The organism is Undibacterium sp. GW821-FHT11H02, from assembly GCF_058808015.1.
In genome coordinates, this window is the sequence record NZ_JBXARG010000016.1 from 105,158 (window position 1) to 125,209 (window position 20,052).

Annotated in this window: 16 protein-coding genes; 6 read left to right on the forward strand and 10 right to left on the reverse strand. The window is 46.4% G+C overall.

Annotated features, from left to right (window positions below; genetic code table 11):
- Positions 1 to 102: 102 nt before the first annotated feature.
- Both AC1RR2_RS15685 and metK read right to left on the reverse strand, forming a co-directional pair.
- Positions 103 to 1,050, reverse strand: a complete 948-nt coding sequence (locus AC1RR2_RS15685; RefSeq protein ID WP_493223208.1) for a M14 family murein peptide amidase A — start codon at positions 1,048 to 1,050, stop codon at positions 103 to 105.
- A 53-nt stretch (positions 1,051 to 1,103) separates the two neighbouring features.
- Complete coding sequence (metK, locus tag AC1RR2_RS15690) at positions 1,104 to 2,282, reverse strand: methionine adenosyltransferase (protein ID WP_493223209.1); 1,179 nt, start codon at positions 2,280 to 2,282, stop codon at positions 1,104 to 1,106.
- Between the two features lie 285 nt (positions 2,283 to 2,567).
- Here metK and AC1RR2_RS15695 point away from each other — a divergent pair, with 285 nt between their 5' ends.
- The 3 genes from AC1RR2_RS15695 (at position 2,568) to AC1RR2_RS15705 (ending at position 5,383) form a co-directional block, all read left to right on the forward strand.
- Positions 2,568 to 3,428, forward strand: a complete 861-nt coding sequence (locus AC1RR2_RS15695; protein WP_493223210.1) for a lysophospholipid acyltransferase family protein — start codon at positions 2,568 to 2,570, stop codon at positions 3,426 to 3,428.
- Positions 3,425 to 4,324 (forward strand): LpxL/LpxP family acyltransferase, encoded by a 900-nt coding sequence (locus AC1RR2_RS15700; protein ID WP_493223211.1) that lies wholly within the window; start codon positions 3,425 to 3,427, stop codon positions 4,322 to 4,324. Before AC1RR2_RS15695 ends, AC1RR2_RS15700 begins: the two co-directional genes overlap by 4 nt.
- Before the next feature lie 81 nt (positions 4,325 to 4,405).
- The gene (locus AC1RR2_RS15705) at positions 4,406 to 5,383 is read left to right on the forward strand and encodes an alpha/beta fold hydrolase (RefSeq protein WP_493223212.1); all 978 of its coding nucleotides are present in this window, start codon (positions 4,406 to 4,408) and stop codon (positions 5,381 to 5,383) included.
- Between the two features lie 67 nt (positions 5,384 to 5,450).
- Here AC1RR2_RS15705 and phhA read toward each other — a convergent pair whose 3' ends face one another.
- On the reverse strand, positions 5,451 to 6,335 hold the full coding sequence (gene phhA, locus AC1RR2_RS15710) for a phenylalanine 4-monooxygenase (RefSeq protein WP_493223213.1): 885 nt from the start codon (positions 6,333 to 6,335) through the stop codon (positions 5,451 to 5,453).
- Between the two features lie 71 nt (positions 6,336 to 6,406).
- Positions 6,407 to 7,525, reverse strand: a complete 1,119-nt coding sequence (gene hppD, locus AC1RR2_RS15715; RefSeq protein ID WP_493223214.1) for a 4-hydroxyphenylpyruvate dioxygenase — start codon at positions 7,523 to 7,525, stop codon at positions 6,407 to 6,409.
- A 215-nt stretch (positions 7,526 to 7,740) separates the two neighbouring features.
- Between hppD and AC1RR2_RS15720 the strand changes: the two genes are divergently transcribed.
- On the forward strand, positions 7,741 to 8,241 hold the full coding sequence (locus AC1RR2_RS15720; RefSeq protein WP_493223215.1) for an Lrp/AsnC family transcriptional regulator: 501 nt from the start codon (positions 7,741 to 7,743) through the stop codon (positions 8,239 to 8,241).
- 135 nt (positions 8,242 to 8,376) lie between these two features.
- Here the strand turns inward: AC1RR2_RS15720 and AC1RR2_RS15725 are convergent, their stop codons facing one another.
- Together AC1RR2_RS15725 and AC1RR2_RS15730 are read right to left on the reverse strand one after the other, a co-directional pair.
- On the reverse strand, positions 8,377 to 11,127 hold the full coding sequence (locus AC1RR2_RS15725) for a beta-mannosidase (RefSeq protein ID WP_493223216.1): 2,751 nt from the start codon (positions 11,125 to 11,127) through the stop codon (positions 8,377 to 8,379).
- A gap of 17 nt (positions 11,128 to 11,144) precedes the next feature.
- On the reverse strand, positions 11,145 to 12,983 hold the full coding sequence (locus tag AC1RR2_RS15730; protein ID WP_493223217.1) for a beta-N-acetylhexosaminidase: 1,839 nt from the start codon (positions 12,981 to 12,983) through the stop codon (positions 11,145 to 11,147).
- 408 nt (positions 12,984 to 13,391) lie between these two features.
- Here AC1RR2_RS15730 and AC1RR2_RS15735 point away from each other — a divergent pair, with 408 nt between their 5' ends.
- Both AC1RR2_RS15735 and AC1RR2_RS15740 read left to right on the forward strand, forming a co-directional pair.
- Entirely contained in the window at positions 13,392 to 13,673 is a 282-nt protein-coding gene (locus AC1RR2_RS15735; RefSeq protein ID WP_493223218.1) for a hypothetical protein, read from the forward strand.
- A 355-nt stretch (positions 13,674 to 14,028) separates the two neighbouring features.
- A complete protein-coding gene (locus tag AC1RR2_RS15740) occupies positions 14,029 to 15,288 on the forward strand; it encodes a putative Na+/H+ antiporter (RefSeq protein WP_493223219.1) in 1,260 nt (419 codons plus the stop codon).
- A 599-nt stretch (positions 15,289 to 15,887) separates the two neighbouring features.
- Here the strand turns inward: AC1RR2_RS15740 and AC1RR2_RS15745 are convergent.
- The 4 genes from AC1RR2_RS15745 to AC1RR2_RS15760 form a co-directional block, all read right to left on the reverse strand.
- The gene (locus AC1RR2_RS15745; protein WP_493223220.1) at positions 15,888 to 16,949 is read right to left on the reverse strand and encodes a PstS family phosphate ABC transporter substrate-binding protein; all 1,062 of its coding nucleotides are present in this window, start codon (positions 16,947 to 16,949) and stop codon (positions 15,888 to 15,890) included.
- 72 nt (positions 16,950 to 17,021) lie between these two features.
- Entirely contained in the window at positions 17,022 to 17,852 is an 831-nt protein-coding gene (locus tag AC1RR2_RS15750; protein WP_493223221.1) for a hypothetical protein, read from the reverse strand.
- Between the two features lie 191 nt (positions 17,853 to 18,043).
- Entirely contained in the window at positions 18,044 to 19,330 is a 1,287-nt protein-coding gene (locus AC1RR2_RS15755) for a multifunctional CCA addition/repair protein (RefSeq protein ID WP_493223222.1), read from the reverse strand.
- A gap of 11 nt (positions 19,331 to 19,341) precedes the next feature.
- Positions 19,342 to 20,049, reverse strand: coding sequence for a glutathione S-transferase family protein (locus AC1RR2_RS15760; RefSeq protein ID WP_493223223.1), 708 nt, complete (start codon positions 20,047 to 20,049; stop codon positions 19,342 to 19,344).
- Between the last annotated feature and the right edge of the window lie 3 nt (positions 20,050 to 20,052).

Sequence of the window (20,052 nt, forward strand, 5' to 3'; positions counted from 1 at the left end):
ATTTCATTCCAGATAGGAATAAGAAAAGTATAAACGCAAGCACGCTAAGGTAAACAAGATGATCTCAGTAAATTTACTTGCTTCTTTAATTCTTATTTGTTTTTATTTGCTACGTACGGCAACATTATTTCGAATCCAGCCCTGCATATCTTGCCAAATTCTGGCGATCTCGGTTTGATTCGGCATAGTCAAGGCGTGCGGCAATTCTATCGTCAACACCGGAATCTCCTGATGCATGCCACTATAGTTACCCAGTGAACCGGGATAGACACCAACCCGATTGAAATGCAGGCGGCCAAATCGAGTCGGAGGTTCTGCCGGACCATCCAGATCAAGCACACCAAACGGTGCATGCACAGAAATGATCACATCGGGTTTAAATGATTTGATGGTATTAAATATCCATTTACTCTCAGGCTCAGAGATTGGCGCTTTGCCAGGGTAGCGGCGTGGGTCACTCTTGGTTTTAACTTGCCAGTATTGCAGAGCTTCTTTTTCCCAATTGGGGGTCGGGAAATTGCGATTCAAATCAACACCACGCGCATTCACCCGCGTCGCCTTATTGGATAAGGATCCGGCAAGCAGTCCGTCAGGATTAACCAAGGGTACCACTTTCCATTGAAATTCTTGAACCCCAGTTTTCTGCATAGTCTCCAGCCACTTAAAAACCACAGCAGTCGCGGTCTTTTCATCACCATGAATGCCACCAATCAGCAGCACACGGGTTGCCTGCTTGGCACGCGGATCAGCTGCAAAATCCCGGCTCATCAAAGGCTGGCCTTTAATCGACTTGCCGCCGCTGGGACTTAATTTACTTTGGCGACAATCATTAAAAGAAACTTTAGGTAAACGTGGCGTGATCTGCTTGCACCACTCATTGATGGATCGGTTAGCTGCGCCTGCACTTACAGTAGCATTTGCAGTCGCGCTCTCGGCCCACGCGCTTCCAGAAAAAGAAAAGAGCGATGCGCTCACTAGCAACATCGCTCCCATCATATTTCGTTTATTTCTATTAAACACGGACAACAATAATGTGAGTTTTAAAATCAAGGGAAATATCCTATCGTATTTCAAATCACTTACAAACTCACTTACTAACTCAATTACAAGCCAGCGGCTGCACGCAGGATTTGCGCCTTATCGGTACGTTCCCAAGTGAACTCAGGTTCTTCACGACCGAAGTGGCCGTAAGCCGCAGTTTTTTGATAAATCGGACGCAACAAATCTAACATTTGAATAATGCCACGTGGACGTAAATCAAAATACTCATTCACCAATGCTGCGATTTGCTCATCTGGAATCACGCCTGTACCTTCAGTATAGACAGTGACATTCATAGGACGTGCCACGCCAATTGCATACGCGACTTGAATCTGACATTGTTTCGCCAGTCCAGCCGCAACGATATTCTTTGCCACATAACGCGCCGCGTAAGCAGCAGAACGATCGACCTTTGTAGGGTCTTTACCAGAGAATGCACCGCCGCCATGTGGGCAAGCACCGCCGTAGGTATCAACGATAATTTTGCGACCAGTTAACCCGCAATCGCCTTGCGGACCGCCTACGACAAAACGACCTGTAGGATTGATCAGAAACTTAGTATCTTTCAACCATTCTGCAGGCAAGACCGGACGGATAATTTCTTCAATGATCGCTTCGATAAACGAAGGCTTCATTTTATTGCCGTCACTTTGATCTGGGCTATGCTGGGTTGACAATACCACGGTATCAATACTATGTGGTTTGCCATCGACATAACGCATCGTGACTTGACCTTTAGCATCTGGACGCAAGAACGGCAAACGCCCATCTTTGCGCAACTGTGCTTGGCGCTCGACCAGACGATGTGCATAGTAAATTGGTGCGGGCATCAGCTCTGGAGTTTCATCACAAGCATAACCAAACATCAAACCCTGATCACCAGCGCCAATATTTAAGTGATCGTCAGAGGCATGATCCACACCTTGAGCGATATCATTTGATTGCTTGTCATAAGCGACTAAAACGGCGCAACCTTTGTAATCAATACCGTATTCCGTATTGTCGTAACCTATACGTTTAATGGTATCGCGCGCGACCTGAATATAGTCAACATGGGCGTTCGTCGTGATCTCACCTGCCAATACGACTAAGCCTGTATTGACTAAAGTTTCAGCGGCGACGCGGGAACGTGGATCTTGTTCGAAAATAGCATCCAAAATCGCATCAGAGATCTGATCTGCAACTTTGTCTGGGTGACCTTCAGAAACGGATTCTGAGGTGAAGAGAAAATCATTTGCCATCGCAGGCTCCTATAAAATGTGACGTTAAGTCGCAGTAAGAAAGAGATCCTGCGACGCTTTAGCGAAATTTATTACCCGCTTCGCAAGTTGTCTGTTTAACTCGGCGGGGGTACCTTTTTCAGAACAAGATATGAACTCAAGCGGTGTAGAGTCATTTCTTTCAGATACCAATGTGTGCTATTTTACGCCTCTTACAGGATTCATGTCGAATTGCCTTAGATTTTTGCGGTGTATCAATATGAAAATATCCATCATTATTAGTATTTCACTATCGTTTCCAGACTCATGCTAATTCGTCTGTTCCGTTTTTTATCAATTTTCCCTCTACCCTTTTTGCACTTTATCGGTGTCGCCCTCGGCTATCTGGTTTACGCTGCCTCGCCCAAGTATCGTCAACGTATGCGTAGCAATATGGCATTGGCCGGATACGAAGACCAACTTGGTATTGCACTGCGTGAAGCGGGTAAGAATATTATGGAATTACCCCTGATCTGGCTGGGCAAACCTGAGCGCCTTGCCGAGAAAGTGATATTAGAAAATTGGGAGATCGCCCAAGCCGCTATCGACGCAAAAAAAGGGGTGATCTTTTTGACGCCGCATTTAGGTTGTTTTGAATTATCCGGCAAATCCATCGCCTTACGTACCAAGATGACGGTTCTGTATCGTCCGCCTCGCAAAGAAGCACTCAAACCTCTACTCGAAGATGCACGTGCCTCCAGCGGTATGTTGCTGGCACCAGCTAATTTATCTGGCGTACGTGCGTTGGCCAAGGCCTTAAAAAAAGGCGAAGCAATAGGTTTACTTCCCGATCAGGTGCCGCAAGAAGGCGAAGGCGTGTGGGCCGACTTCTTCGGCAAACCCGCCTACACCATGACTTTGTCGGCGAAATTGGCTGCCATGACAAATGCACCTATCATTTTGACTTATGCCGAACGCCTGCCATTTGGGCGCGGTTTCGTTCAACGTTTTGTAGCATTTGAAGAGTCTTTGGACGGCGATTCAATGCAGCAGGCCCGAGCAATAAATACGGCGATGGAAAAACTTATCGCGAAAGCGCCGAGTCAATATTTCTGGAGTTATCACCGCTACAAAAAACCGGACGGCGTGACCGGCCCAGACGAAACTCAAGTACAGGAAAACACATGAGATTTGCTTTAATACTTATGTGGTTGCTGCACTGGTTGCCGCTGCCTATCTTGGCTCGTATTGGTGAAGGTATGGGTAGCTTATTGTTTTTAAGCCTAAGTCGCCGTCGCCATATTTGCCTGACCAATCTGCGTCTCTGTTTCCCCGACATGCCTGAAGCTGAGCGAATAAAAATCACACGCCGGCATTTTCAGGTTTATGTACGTAGCGTATTGGAACGTGGCATCTTGTGGTGGTCTTCGGAACAACGTTTACGCAAACTGATTCATGTCGAATACAGCCTGCCTATGGCAGAGATGGTGAGTAGTCCGACTATCTTCATGTGTCCTCATTTTGTTAGCCTCGACGTGGCAGGTGTTGCCGTCATGCTGGAGTCTTCTTTGTGTTCTATCTACACGACACAACGCAATAAGACCTTTGATAAAGCCCTGCGTCAGGGACGTTCACGCTTCCGCCCCGTCAAGCTATTTTCCCGCGCAGAAGGTGTTAAACCCATCATCCGTGCCATGCGCGACAATCTGCCTTTTTTCATGTTGCCAGATATGGATTTTGGTCGTAAAGATGCCGAGTTTGTTTCTTTTTTTGGCGTGCCCGCCGCGACTTTAACTGCGCTACCACGCATCGCCGCAGCGACTCAAGCAAAAGTAGTTCCTGTCATTGCCAGCATCCGCCCTGGCTATGATGGTTGGGACGTGAAATTTGACCAGCCTTGGAGCGATTATCCGCACGAGGACATCGTCAGTTCTACCCGCCATATGAATGCGTATATAGAAAAAGAAATTCTGAAAATGCCTGCCGAATATTTTTGGACACACCGCCGCTTTAAAACGCGCCCGGAGGGCGAAACCAATGTGTACAAAGAATCAAAGAAAGCCTTTCAAGATACGCATCACTGAAGTACCAGCGCCCATTAAGTGATGCACTCTGTATCAATTCACTTTAACTAATTTTTGCAGCAAATTTAAGGAATCGAAACTATGAAACTCGGTCATCGCCTTACCCTAATGTTCGCATTAGTAGGGGCTGCATTGTACGGTTACTATCAATTCAAAAATCCTGAGAAACTAGCCATCAGCGATAGAGCCCGTCAGGCCGCGAGCGGTGCCTTTGTCAAGCTCAGCGATGGGGTAACACACTATGAGGAAGCCGGCCCGAAACAAGGTCGGGTAGCGGTGTTAGTGCATGGTTTTTCTGTGCCGTCTTATATTTGGGATCCTACTTTTGTGGCCTTACGCGATGCCGGTTATCGCGTTATCCGACTCGATCTTTATGGACGTGGTTTATCAGACCGGCCTGATGCACAATACGACGGCGAAATGTACTCGCGGCAAATCAATGAGCTGCTAGATCATTTACAGATCAAACAGCCTATCGATTTGTTTGGACTCTCGTTTGGTGGCTACGTGGTCACGCATTTTGCTGCCAACTATCCGCAAAAAATTCGCAGCCTGGTATTGGTTGGTCCCAGTACTAAACAGTCCACACCGAGCGCGATCTCAAAAACACCTTTGCTAGGTGCCTATCTATTCCAAGTCGCGGAATTGCCAAACAAAGCAGAAGGCCAAAGTTCCGATTTTCTACATCCTGAGCAATTCCCTGGCTGGGCCGATCGCTATCGCCCACAAATGCAATACCACGGTTTCGGACGTGCTTTACGACGCTCTGCTTTACGTTTATCAACCGCTGATTTTCCCGCTATGTACGCCGCTATTAATCAAGCTAAATTGCCGGTCATGCTGGTTTGGGGCAAACAAGATACCGTCTTGCCTGTCGCCAATGCCGACAGTGTGAAAAGCGCTATTGCCAATCTTGACTATGTAGAAATTGATCAGTCTGGTCATTTGCCCCACATGGAGCAAACGGCGATTTTTAATGCAAAGATGTTTGCCTTTTTAGATAAACATCGGTCTGTGACAGAAGCCGCGCCAGTACCTGCGGATAAAACTCAACCGTAAGGCTCAAAAAAAAAGCAGTGCCCTCATTTAAGGACACTGCTTTTTTCAACTATGCAAACTCTAACCATCAAGGCGCAGGCAACAATTCAACTTCTCCATCAAGCAGAGAATTCGCTGGCAATACATCCATCGATTTGAGTCTTTCATAAATAGGTGTGAAATCGGGTGCAGTACCATCAAATAATTGTTGGTAGCTGTCGATCACAAAATAGGTTTCCTGATACGAATCTATCTTGTACAAAGTACGAAGACAACGCTCAATATCCAAACGGATATGGCGCGACTTAGTACCTGGTGTCAGGCAGTATTCCACTTCGCCGCCTGAAGACAAAATACCCGCGCCATAAATGCGTATACCTTCTGGCGTATTAATCAAACCAAACTCCACCGTGTACCAATACAAGCGCGCCAACTCATCCAAGCCGCCGAGTCGCATTGCTTTCAATCCGCCTTGACCGTAACGTTGCATATAGTCAGCGAAGACCGGATTAAATAACAAAGGAACATGACCAAAGAAATCATGAAATACATCAGGTTCAACGATGTAATTAAATTCTTCTGGCTTGCGCAACCAAACAGTCACCGGGAAACGGCGATTCGCCAGATGATCAAAGAAGGTTAATTCGGGAATCAAACCTGGCACAGCGACTATAGTCCAACCCGTGGCTGCGAATAACGCCTTAGAGGTTTTTTCAAATACAGGAATGCCGGCACTGATGTCCATTTTTGCCAGCGCTTCGATGAATTCGTCACATGCCCGTCCAGGCAGCAAGGCCGCCTGACGTTGATACAGCTTGCGCCAGAGCTCATGTTCTTCTTCGGTATAAGCAGCCCAGTCTTGTTGCACGACATAGTGTGCATCCATATGTTCGTAGTCGCCGCGCAAAGCCGCGCCATTCGACTTCTCGGCGACAGTGGCAAGAAAATCTTCGTTTGAAACTGTGGTTTCCATTTTTATCTCCAAAAAAAAGCCAACATGGATGTCAGCTTTTTTTCTAATCTACGATTAAAATTCAGCACACATTAGGCTGTAGTTTTAGTCTCATCCTTCAATACACCACGACGTATCTGATCCAACTCAATCGACTCAAACAAAGCGCGGAAATTACCTTCACCAAAACCTTGGTCACCTTTACGTTGAATGACTTCAAAGAAGATAGGACCGATTACCGTGGTGGTGAAAATTTGCAATAACAATTCACGTGAGGTTTCTGTGCTCTTACCGTCCACCAAAATACGCAATTTGCGCAATTCTTCAACGTTCTCTCCGTGTCCTGGCAAACGACGATCAACCAGGTCATAGTAAGTATCTATCGTGTCTTGGAAAGTCACGCCAGACGCCTTCATGTCGGCCACCGTCTTGTACACATTGTCCGTGCCCATCGCGATATGTTGTACGCCTTCGCCATGGTAGAGATCGAGGTATTCAGAGATTTGAGATTTATCATCTGAAGACTCGTTAATAGGAATACGGATTTTACCGCAAGGTGATGTCATGGCTTTTGATTTCAAACCAGTCAATTTGCCAGCGATATCAAAATAACGAATTTCGCGGAAATTAAAATAAGTTTCGTAGAAATCAGACCACTCTGCCATACGGCCACGATGCACATTATGTGTCAGGTGATCGATATAGGTTAAGCCATTGCCTTTGTGATGCGGGTCGGCACCTGGGATCGCTACAAAGTCAGCATCATAAATACTGATGTTACCGATAGCGCCTTCTGCGGCACCATCTTTACCTTGCCAACGATCGACAAAATAAATCAAAGAATCACCGATGCCTTTGATCGCAGGAATATTCAATTCCATAGGACCCGTTTGATTATCAAAGCCCCAAGCACCTAATTCCAAAGCACGTTTGTAAGCATAGTTTGCATCTTTAACACGGATCGCAAATGCACATACAGAAGGACCATGCTTACGTGCGAAACGTTGCGCAAAAGAGTCTGGCTCAGCATTGATAATGAAGTTGACATCGCCTTGGCGATACAGGGTGACATTCTTGGTGCGGTGTTTTGCAATCGCTGCAAAACCCATTTCTAAAAACAATTTTTCCAGTTCTTTTGGGTCCGGTGCGGCATATTCGATAAATTCGAAACCGTCTGTACCCATAGGGTTTTCCCAAGTTTGTAAATCCATTTTTATCTCCTAGGTAAAAAATTATTTTTATGGCACCTGATGTCAGTCAGTGATGCTCGATTTATTGACCTACAACATGGCAATAAAACTGCTTTTCTGCGCCAAACTAATTTACCAGTATAAAGCGTAGAGAACGCCATAAAATTCCAAAATACTGCACAAAATCAATTATTTGAGCAATAATATTGCCATTAAAATCAAATACAGAGCATAAAATGACTCAAATTGAATTAGATAAAATTGATCGTAAAATTCTGGCGATTTTGCAGGTCGATGGCAGGCTCACCAATCAGGAAGTCGCCGAAAGAGTCAATCTTTCGCCCTCGCCTTGTTTACGTCGTATTAAGAGACTAGAAGACGCGGGCGTAATCCGCAAGTATGTTGCGCTGATTGAAGCAGAAAAAATAGGCTTAGGCCTACTCGCTTACATCAACGTGCGCTTAGATAAGCATACCGACACCCCATCAAAAGGCAGCACACGCTCACCACGCATCGACTTTGCGGCCTCAGTAGAACAATGGCCAGAAGTCGTCGCCTGCTACGCCATGACCGGCGAAATGGATTATCTGCTAAGGGTAAGGGTCGAAGACATGAACCATTTCTCACGCTTCATGATGGACACGCTTTTGAAACACCCGGCGGTATTAGATGTGAAATCCAGCTTTGCCTTGCAGCAGATTAAAGATACGACGGCATTGCCTGTCGGGGGTGGCTAAGTAAGATTTAATATTCATTAACTGACAATTCAACACGCTGGTCTGCAAGCTCAATCTATTTATTAGAAGCGCCTATTAGAATTGCATATTGAAATCATTAAACGCTAAAACTATTGTCGCGCCACGATTACGCCACTATTGCGCCATTAAATATTTCAAACCCAAATTAGACTTCAAGCGCGCCAAAGTAAATTGACTACCCTTGCCTTCCACCCTATTCACCCTATCTACCTTAATGACACGCGACTCGCCCGGCAATAGTGTGATCGCATTATCAGATAATTTCACATCCATTCCCGCAAAATCTATCCACAGTGCGCGACACAATACGGGGCTTTTCAATGTCAATTCATAATAATTTCCGTGCTTACGCCAACTAGTGAAAATCTCGGCAACAGACAGTTGCAAATCCTTGGCCGGCGCAAAATACAATTCCGCACTGGCGATCCGTTTTTCCGCTTGCCACCACTCAAACACCGCGACATGTTGTTTAGGATCCAGCGTTCCCATTAATTCAGCATCGCTCAAAGTCGCGACAGTCAAACTAGTATTGACTGGCGCATCGAGGTTCCAGTCCTTTTGTTTAAGCACCTGTCCAAAGAAATTGATCACTCGCATTCTCAACTGTGCCGTCATTTTTTGTTGATTCAACTGATCTGGCAGTACATCAGAAATCAAACTCACTTTCGTCAAACCGGCATCACGCTCAGCCACCAGTGCTCGCGGCGCGAAAGCTCTTGCGACTTGAAAATGCATAGCCTTCCAACGTCCAAAATAATCTATCCCTGACCACGATGCGCCGGGCCAGACATCGTTTAATTGCCAGTATAAGGAGCCCATGGTGCGCGGCTGACTGGCACGATGATGTCCTATCGCCAGACTAATCCCTTCGGCTTGCATGACCTGACTTAGGTACACAAAATCTTTAAAGCTACGCGGCTCTCCGTAGTTAGCTCTGATGTAATGCAAGATACGTTGATTGCCCTCACCCGCTAAAAATTTCTGATGCTGGCGTATCACAGGACTATCAATGGCTTGCTCTGAAGTTTTGCTAAAGCTAGTAATCGTCTTAATATCGGGCCAGGCTTGCAAGCCAAATTCAGACATAAATCGTGGCGTCTCGCGCAAGTAATTTTCGACCGCTTGCGATCCCGCCCAGACTTCCCAATAATGCTTGTCACCGCGCTCACTGTCATTCGATTTTTCACTTAAATCATTACTCGGCGAACTCGACCAGTACGGAATATTCATACCTAACTCAGCGACGAGCTTACGTAAATCATGTCCAAATAATTGAACATAACCCTGCCACACCTGTTCGGCAAAAGCCGGATTATCTTTACTTAAAGTTTTACCGATACCCCAGTCTTTCCACGCGGTTTCTTCTTCATTATTGCCACACCATAAAACAATACTCGGATGATGGCGTAAGCGCATTACCTGTTGCCTTGCTTCCTCGATGACATTTTTACGAAAACTTTCCTGATACGCAGGCACCACGCCGCCACCAAACATAAAGTCTTGCCAGATCATCAGACCTAATTCATCCGCCGCATCATAAAAGGCATCGCTTTCGTAGTAACCGCCACCCCATACCCGCACCATATTCATATTTGCATCGCGTGCCGCTTGCAAAATACCGCGCTGTTTCTTCGAGCTAATACGATTGGCAAACATGTCAAAGGGAATACTATTGGCTCCCTTAGCGAACACGGGAATACCATTAATCACAAAACTAAAAGATTGCCCCCATTGATCGTGCTCACGACGCAACTCGACCGTGCGCAAGCCTATACGCTTTTGGGCTTGCACCACTATTTTTTGACCATCAGCAACACCTAGCTTGACCGTATACAAATCCTGTTTTCCCATGCCATTTGGGAACCATAGCTTTGGCTGTTTGAGTTTGATAGGGAGTTGAAAGGCCTGCAAACCATTTTGCAAATCGATGGAGCGACGCTCTGTGATTACTAATTTTCCAGCAGTATCAAATACCTCTGCGATCAATTCAAATGAGCGTGACTGTTGGCCAGCACTTCCACCACGAGGCGACACGCCTTCGATATTCACATCCACTAACAAGTCGGCATGCTCACGACTTACATTACTCTGAGCAATCGCCAATTGATCAATTCTGAGATGATCAAAGGCTTCCAAGCGCACTGCTTGCCAGATACCGGCGGTGACATAGCGCGGCCCCCAATCCCAACCATAGTGATAACCGGGCTTGCGTACAAAATTAGCGGTCAATGCATCTTTCGGTTCATCGCCATAGGGTGAAGGATAGTTGCCGGCCAATTTATTCGGCATAGCCTGCACTTCCGGCAAGAGGCGATCTATCGGTGAGTGAAACATCACACGTAATTCATTGCCGCGTTCACGCAATTTATTTTGCACGGGGATGCGCCACGAACGGAAGGCATTGTCCGCGCTGAGTATTTTTTCACCGTTCAAATAGACATCGGCGAAGGTATCCAAACCTTCCAATACCAAATCCTGACGCTGACGTTGACGCAGCGCTGGATCAAGGTCAAATTGCATGCGATATTCCCACTGCGCTTTACCTATCCACTGCAATTGCGCTTCATGCATTTCTGTGTAGGGATCGGGTATTAAGCCATGTGCTAGCAAATCCGTATGCACATGTCCCGGCACGCTAGCTGTACGCCAGCGTTGCAATGAAGAATCGGATTTAGATGGAGGGCTAGAGTCTTGTCCAGCGATTCTAAATTCCCAGCCCTTGTGTAAGCTCTGCGATACCGCTTGAGCAATCAACGCTCTATTAGCTGGCGCGACAGCAGCATGGCTCGATCCCATCAACAAACTAAACACAACAGCAACGAATGCCGCCCCACATTGAATTGCTCGCATCATCAAGCTGTCCATCACTCAGCGACTCCTATTTACTTAGACGATGGAATCTGCACCTGCTGCACCGCACTGCGACGACCATCGGCTAATACGGTCAAAACTTTCACCACAACGGGCTTAACCGCACTGGCTTTGAAACTAAGCGGTTTTTGATAAAGTGGCGCATTGGTATCTGGTACGCTGCCATCTAAACTCAGATACATCTTACTTCCTGCGACTGGTGCCTTTAAAGTCAACAACGCCTGCTCGTCTTTCAATGTGATCTGATCAAGGCCTTGTGGACGCGGAATACGATAGCCAATGTTCTGTGCGCTTAAACGCGGATAGTGCGAAGCCATCCTTTGTTCAAAATTATCAAACCGACGTTGTTCCTGCGCCGACCATGCTACTTCTGCCATCGCCAAAATGCGTGGGAACACCATGTACTCGACTTTCTCTGAGGTACGCAGATATTCGGTCCAAACGTTTGCCTGTACGCCGCGTATCATGCTTTGCTGTGCCGCTGTCAAAGCCTTGGGCACGGGATTATAGGAATACACTTTTTCCATACTAATCTCGCCACCGAGTTGCCATAGCTCTTGCTCTTTAGGGCCTTGTCCTGCATCGAAATAGCACCATGAGGTTGGGCTCATGATCACCTCATGCCCTTCTTTCGCTGCGGCGATTCCACCTTCCTCACCGCGCCACGACATCACCGTCGCATTCGGTGCTAAACCACCCTCCAAAATTTCATCCCAACCTATCAGACGTTTGCCTTTGCTATTGATGAATTTTTCCACGCGACGAATGAAGTAACTTTGCAGCTCCTCTTCATTTTTTAAACCCTCACGTCGCATGACTTCTTGCGCCAAAGGACTGGCCTTCCAACGGGTTTTAGGCGCCTCATCACCACCGATATGAATATACTGAGAGGGAAACAGATCGATCACTTCAGTCAATACATTTTCCAGGAAAGCAAAGGTCTGCTCGCTAGGACAGTAGATATCGTCAAACACGCCCCAATTCGTGCCGACTTCAAAAGGTCCTGGCGTGCAAGCCAGCTCTGGGTAAGCAGCAAGTGCGGCTAATGAATGACCGGGTAATTCTATCTCGGGTACCACGCTGATATGTTTGCTCTTTGCATAGGCCACTACGTCTTTAATCTGTTCTTGCGTGTAATAGCCACCATAAGCTTCGCCGTCGCCAATATACGGATGATAGTTTCTGTCTTTCGTGGTCTGTTTGCGAAAGCCACCGATCTCGGTCAATTTCGGATAACGCTTAATCTCTATGCGCCATCCTTGATCTTCGGTCAGATGCCAATGAAAGGTATTGAGTTTATACACCGCCATCTGATCTAATAATTTCTTGATGAAGTCAACGCTAAACATATGACGCCCGACATCAAGATGCATGCCACGCCAGGCAAAGCGCGGCTGGTCTTGTATTTGAGTCAGGGGCAATTGCAATTGAGCTTGGCGCTGCAAAGGCAGCAGTTGCAATAGACTTTGTAATGCATAGAACTGCCCGTGTTCACTACCCACTAATTCAACACCATGTGAAAAAATATTGAGTTGATAGGATTCATCGGCCGTTGCAGATTCCTTCGGTGTCCGAAATACAATGACATTACTCGCATTTTTTGCAGGCAAACCTTGATGTAACTTAAGTCGCCAATTTTGCGTCGATGACAATGCAGCGATCAATAGTTTTGCATTGCTTTGCGAGGCGGCATCCGCGGCATAAATCTTCACCTGCGGATGCAGTTTGAAATAACCATGTTGACTGACTATATTTTTCGGCAAAGGAATAATCGGCAAAGTTGTCGCCTCCACAGCGAGCGTCAACGGACTAAAAATCACGCCACATACCAACAAAATACTGCGCAACATAAGCAATCTCCTAAAGTTAGATCAGCCCGCAAAATGAGACTCAAAGCATATAAATCTTCTTATATCGAAGTGCTATAGGTCTTTCAAGCTATTCAGCTAAAAATGACTATGTTTAGGCAATTTAGTAAACACGTTCTAAGGACTTAACACTCGCTAATCTAAGAACCCCGAAATCCTTGCTGGAATAATTTTCTTCAGTAAATAGGGCAAACAGAGCCTCGGTGTTCTCACCAAGAGGGAAGGAAAATCGACGTAACAAAAATAAAAAAAGCTGATAATCGGCGACAATTGAGAAGTCATTGCGCACTCGATTAATTACCAGTTAGAATAAGCATGGGTGCCCATCAATAAGAATGCGGCAGGTATAGCGAAGGTCGGGCCGCCTCGCGTACTTTGCTACTTATTGCTATGGAAAAACTATCAATAGCCACTGTTGTCGCGGGCTATATCGCGACACTCTTTGTTCACCTCATTACCATCACACAATTATTCAAGTTAGCGCGTGAATACCTGCAACTATGGGCATTCTCAGGCAAGCTGGAAATTCCTTTAGGCATCATCGTTATTTGCCTCGAAATACGATTCGATTTACTCCAAGCTCATCAGCAAAATATGCTCGGCCCCGAATCAAGTCCGGATTCTTCGAGTGTTCTAATGTCTGCCATTGAATTCGTATCGAAGAATTTGTAAAGTAAGGCTACGAAGCAAAAATTCAAAGCCTCTCTGAGCATCGGTCTGGGTGCCACCACTTATGATTTGACTAGCTATGGCGTTGATGTTATCGGTTGGAGTAAAGCGCTTCTTATTACTCAGTTTTCGTTCACTCTAAAACGTATCTTTACTCTAAAAAATGACGACCAAAAAAATAATTCTCAGGTGAATTGAAAAGCATACATCGATAATCAACAATGATAGACGGTGATCCGATTTGGCTTGTTTGAATATAGCCTAATCGGTTAAAATAGCAATGGGTGCACATCCAACAGGATGCAGCAGGGTTCAGCGACGGTCGGGCCGCCTCGCAATACAATGACGCCTGAATCCTATGACCCATCTCAACATTGAGCTAATTGCCGCTATTCTTTTTGCAGTCGCTTTAATTCATACTTTTTCCGCCAAACAATTCGAGCGTTTATCACATCGCTATCCGCGACATGCCGGTCTATTTCACCTGCTAGGTGAGGTGGAAGTCGTCTTTGGTTTTTGGGCCATCGTGTTAGTTTTCTGCATGGCCATAATCAGCGGTGGCGATAAAGCACTGGCTTATGCCGAATCGCGTCAATACACTGAACCTTTGTTTGTCTTTGTCGTGATGGTCGTCGCTGCCTCAAGGCCCATTTTGCAGTTAGTTCTATCCACAATCAATTTGATTGCCAGATTGATGCCATTTCGTCCCACTTTGGTCAGCGCATGGCTAGGTTTAGCCGCTGTGCCTTTATTAGGTTCTGCAATTACAGAACCTGCTGCCATGACGATCGCTGCGCTTATGTTAGCACCGCAAATCTTTCGTCCCGAAGTTCCAGAACGATTGAAATATTTATCTTTGGGTGTGCTGTTTGTGAATGTTTCCATCGGTGGTACCTTAACCTCGTTCGCCGCACCGCCGGTGCTGATGGTTGCAGCTACTTGGCAATGGGATTCTGCATTTATGTTAGCTACTTTTGGCTGGAAGGCAGCAATCGCCGTCGTCATCAATGCGACGATCGCCATATTTGTTTTACGTAAGCATTTATCTGAACAAACTTCAACAGAAAACACGAAAGAAAGAAAGCGTGCTCCGATCGCTTTAACCCTCGTGCATATCATTTTTTTGATTGGCGTTGTCATGCTGGCGCATCATCCGGTCGCCTTTCTCGGTCTATTTTTGATGTTCTTAGGTGTCACGCAAGCCTACGAGCGCCATCAGAATCCGCTCATCATCAAAGAGGCGCTGTTGGTAGCGTTCTTCTTGGCGGGGCTGGTTGTGCTCGGCGGAATGCAACAATGGTGGTTACAACCACTAGTCGCTAACATGTCGCCCAATGTACTATTTTTGGGCGCTACTGCTTTAACAGCGTTAACAGATAACGCTGCGTTAACTTATCTGGGATCATTAATTACAGGGATTTCAGATCAAGCTAAATATAGCTTAGTCGCTGGCGCTGTGGCGGGAGGCGGTCTCACTATGATTGCGAACGCCCCAAATCCTGCGGGCGTTGCATTACTCAAACGTGGCTTCGCCGATGAGTCTATCGGTGCAGGAGAATTACTGCTGGGCGCACTCTTACCGACGGCGATAGCAATACTTGCATTCGCTTGTCTATAACCACTATTGCGGTTGGTAGCTGCATGGTCAGGTAATGGGTACGGTGCTGATCGCGCTAGCAGTCGTCAGCAATTGATTAAAACCGGCACTTAAATGAGGTATAGATAAGATGAGCACACTCAACTTATTCGCAGCATTTATAATTTTGTTGTTTGGCCTATACCTTGTTATTTTGGGTACAGCTGCAATCTTCAAACCAACACTAGCGGCACAGTTTCTTTTAGGTTTTGCCGAAAATCGAACGCTTCACTATTTGGAGCTATTTTTTCGCTTAATAGTCGGTAGCGCGCTAATACAGCATGCGCCCTATATGCTATTTGCCAATGCTTATGTAGTCGTTGCATGGTTCATAGTAGGGACTACGGTATGTCTACTTATTTTGCCATGGCAATGGCATCACAAATTTGCAAAAAAAGTAGTCCCTTACGCGATTCAATATTTAAAGCACATGGGTGCCGTTTCATTTATGTTAGGTATAACTCTGCTTACTTCGATCTCAGTGAACAGCATTGTATTGAGCAATTAATTGGTGTAATGAGCGAAGAAGTAGGCTCGTAATTGTTCGCATCAGCAATGTCATCCGAGCGCAAGTATCATCTTTAATTCTTAGGCTCGCGTTTCAACAATTCTTCAATTGTCACACCCACCTCAGCCTCACCACCAAATGCGGTACCGGTCTTTTTCACTTTGTAATTCACCATGGTGTGACGATAATCTTTCATCGACAATGGAATGTATTTCACTTGTTTAGTAATCGTCTCAGCATGATTCAGGTAATAGTCCACAAAGGCGCGAACCTCAGGGCGCTCATCGGCTTTCACATTGACATAAATAAACAAGGGACGCGCTAATGGTTTGTAACTGGCATCCATTACGGTCTTAACCGAAGGTAACACCGCAGTCTTGCCATCTTTTTGCACAATCGCTGCCGCCTTCAATTTCTTGCTATTTTCTGTGTAATAGGCAAAACCCAGATAGGCCAAAGCGTTGACATCACGTGATACCGCCTGCACGATCACATTATCATCTTCAGATGTTGTGAAGTCCGTGCGACTAAGTTTTGCTTTGCCGTTTATCGCCTCGGTAAAGTAATCGAAGGTACCAGAATCAGCACCAGGGCCTATCAATTTAATCGGCGCTTTAGGCCAGGCTGGATTGACCTGATCCCAAGTCGTAATCACGCCTTGTGCCGCTGGTTCCCAGATTTTTTTTAATTCCTCTAAAGTGATTTTACTGAGGAATTTATTCTTAGGATTAATCACGACAGTAAGGGCATCAAATGCGACTGGCAACTCCATGTAATACACACCATTCTTAGCGCACTCGACCATTTCTTTTTTCAAGATAGGGCGTGACGCATCGGAGATATCGGTTTCACCTTTGCAAAACTTCTTAAAGCCACCGCCCGTACCAGCGATACCGATCGTAAATTTTACCGCACTATTTTTTTCACGGAAGCTCTCTGCCACGGCTTCAGTGATTGGAAAAACTGTACTGGAACCGTCAATTTTGATCGTACTCGGCGCAACATTAGCTTGAGCCGTAGCTTGCGTTGACACCGGCGTTTGGGCTCGTGCAAAAGCCGGATACAAGCTGACAAAGCCCGCTAGCATCAACATGCTTAAAGTGGCGAATCGTTTTTTTTGCGTTAGTGATTTCATGTTCATTCCTAATATTTCAATTCATTTTTTGGGTTCTATGCCGTGTACCGTGGTCTACCAGATATCGGGATTTCAACGCTCCGCTATGACACTAGGATCAGGCGCTAAGCCATAGCCCAAGCGCACGATCTCCACCATCATCTGTGCGATACGATCACTAGTGGAAGAAATATTGCGCAAATCTTCCGCCCGGAAATTGGCTGAACTCAGCGCTTTGTCATAAAACATCCATTGCTGTTGCGCCAAATTCAAACGTTCTTTTAAGGCTTTATCAGAACTCGCCTCTTCCGCCAACAAACTCATGCCATTTAAAAACTCTATACGCGACTGGGCTAAATCGACTTGCAAGCCTTGCTTGGCCTGCATGTTTTTATCCATAGAACGCAACAAGACAATTTTTGCCATGCGCTGCGCCAAAGAGGCCTGGCGTAATGCCAATCCCGTGATACGAGAAGTCGTGTCGTTGGTTTCTGATTCAATCGCAAAAGACAGGAAGTTCATCTTAATCAAAAGATCTTCATTCACGTCATACATACCTGCAGCCGTTTTAGCATTAAGTCGTGGCAATGATTCAACCTGATCATTCAATGCGCTATTCACACGATTAAATGCTTTGCCAGTCTTTTCACTCTTCATTTGTTTAGAAAGATCTTTGCGCAAACGTGCGATGTTTTCCAGAGAACGCGTGCGTTCAACTTCGGTATGCCCGTTCAAAATACCCAGCGCCATTTGTAAACTGAGTTTATAGCTGCGCTCAGATTCCAGTCGAAACATGCCTGCAGTCAGTAAGGGAGGAACCGTCAGATTCGAACCTGGTGCTTGCACCGGACGGTAATCGGCACTGGCAGCGGTACCGCACAAGAACAAAGAAGCTATAGCGAGTTTGAGGGATTTTTGTGACATCATTTTCTCTATCATCTGTAAATTCATTCGATTTTATGCAAGGCGAAATATCGTTTCGTCTTGGTTTTTTTGTTATCGAATTGTAGATAGAGGATATGACGGGATGATTACAAACCCGAATTAAGTAAGTCTCATTAGCGCAGTGTCTATGGTGCCGCCGGGCACGCTGTGATGTGCGAACTGGTAGCGGATTACCTTAACTCTTGATCTGGGCGCGAGGAAACTGCAACTTCACGTATCGCGGCGATACGGGCAATACGAATTGCTTCTGCAATTTTTTGCGCAGGTGGATGAGGGTCCGGCGACTCTGCCGTGTTTTTTTGCAATACTTGCTGGGCGATAGCGCCGGCATTCACCGCCTGAGCCGCGGCCAGCACTCGCGCTAAATAGGCGCTTTGTGGAAATTGAATATTCTCTAAACCTGCACGACCAAAACAGTCACACTCGGCCGCCTTCAACATGTCTAGAAAACGTTGTGGCTTACGGAAAGCATCATTGCGTTCCAACATGTCTTGCAAAGTTGCAGGCCGCATCGCTTGCGAACGTCCAACATTACCGTGATCGCGCGCCGTCATGATGGCGAGGTCACGACATTCGGTCGGCACTTTCAAGCGTGCGCAAAGTGCTTGGACTAATTCTATGCCACGTTCTTCATGACCATGATGGCGTGGCCACTGCTCAGGATCACTGTTACCCTTGCCGAGGTCATGCAGCAAGGCTGCAAACCGGATTGGCAAGGAAAAATCTTGCTGGGCGGCGTAATCGACCACCAACATAATATGTACACCCGTATCAATTTCGGGGTGGTGCTTAGGCGGTTGTGGCACGCCCCATAAGGCGGCCAGCTCTGGCATTAAACGTTGCAGCGCACCGCATTCTCGTAAGACTTCAAACATACGCGAAGGCTTGGCCTCCATCAGTCCACGCGAAATCTCTTGCCATACGCGTTCTGGCACCAAGGCATCGACTTCGCCCGCCGCCACCATTTTCTTCATCAAATCCATGGTCTCGGGTGCGACCGTAAAGGCATATGGCGCTTGCGAAAAACGTGCGGCAAATCGCGCCAGTCTCAAAATTCGAACGGGATCTTCTTCAAAAGCAGCAGATACATGACGAAAAATTCTGGCTTGCAAATCTGCTTGTCCATGAAATGGATCAAACAAATGGCCGTGTTCATCACGCGCAATGGCGTTGATCGTCAAATCGCGGCGGACTAAGTCTTGTTCCAAAGTGACGCTGGCGTCGGTATGAAATACAAAGCCCTTGTAGCCGGCAGCAGTTTTGCGTTCGGTGCGTGCCAAGGCATATTCTTCGTGTGTTTTGGGATGCAAAAAAACCGGAAAATCTTTACCTACCGGTGTATAACCCAAGTCCAGCATGTGTTGTGGCGTGGCACCGACCACGACGTAATCACGATCTTGCACTGGCAAACCCAAGAGTGCATCACGCACTGCACCACCGACCACATATGTTTTCATACTCAAGCTACTTAAGGAAAATCGTACTTCGGCAAATCATCTTTTTCATCTATCGCACCGTGCACCCATTGCGCAACGGCTGGGTGACTCTCTATACGTTCGCAATAGGCTTGTAATGCAGGTGCCAGCGACACGCCATAAGTTTTAAAACGCATCACAACAGGCGCGAAGAAGGCATCTGCGATAGAAAAATCACCAAATAAGAAACGATGCGCGCCATAAGTGGATAGGCAGTCTTCCCAAATCTCACTGATACGACCAATATCGGCCTGCGAACCGGCAGTGCGTCCCTTGCCGGGAAAGTGCGCACGGATATTCATAGGCATAGCACTGCGCAAAGCGCCAAATCCTGAGTGCATTTCGGCACATACACTACGTGCAGTGGCACGCGCCGCGACGCTCTCAGGCCATAAGTTAAGCAAAGGATACTGTTCCGCCAAATATTCACAAATCGCTAACGAGTCCCAGATCACCAGATCATCACCCAGTAAAACCGGTACCCGCCCCGATAGAGAATATTCAGAAATTTTTTGTGTGGTATCTGGTCTGTCTAAAATAATTTTAATTTCTTCGAAAGGAATGCCAAAGGTTTTCAGCACCAACCACGGCCGCATCGACCAGGACGAATAATTTTTATTCCCTATCACCAAACGATAATTACTTTTTCTCAGCAAGCTATGCAAGGGGGCTAAGGTCGTTTCTAAATCGGTATTGTCCATCAT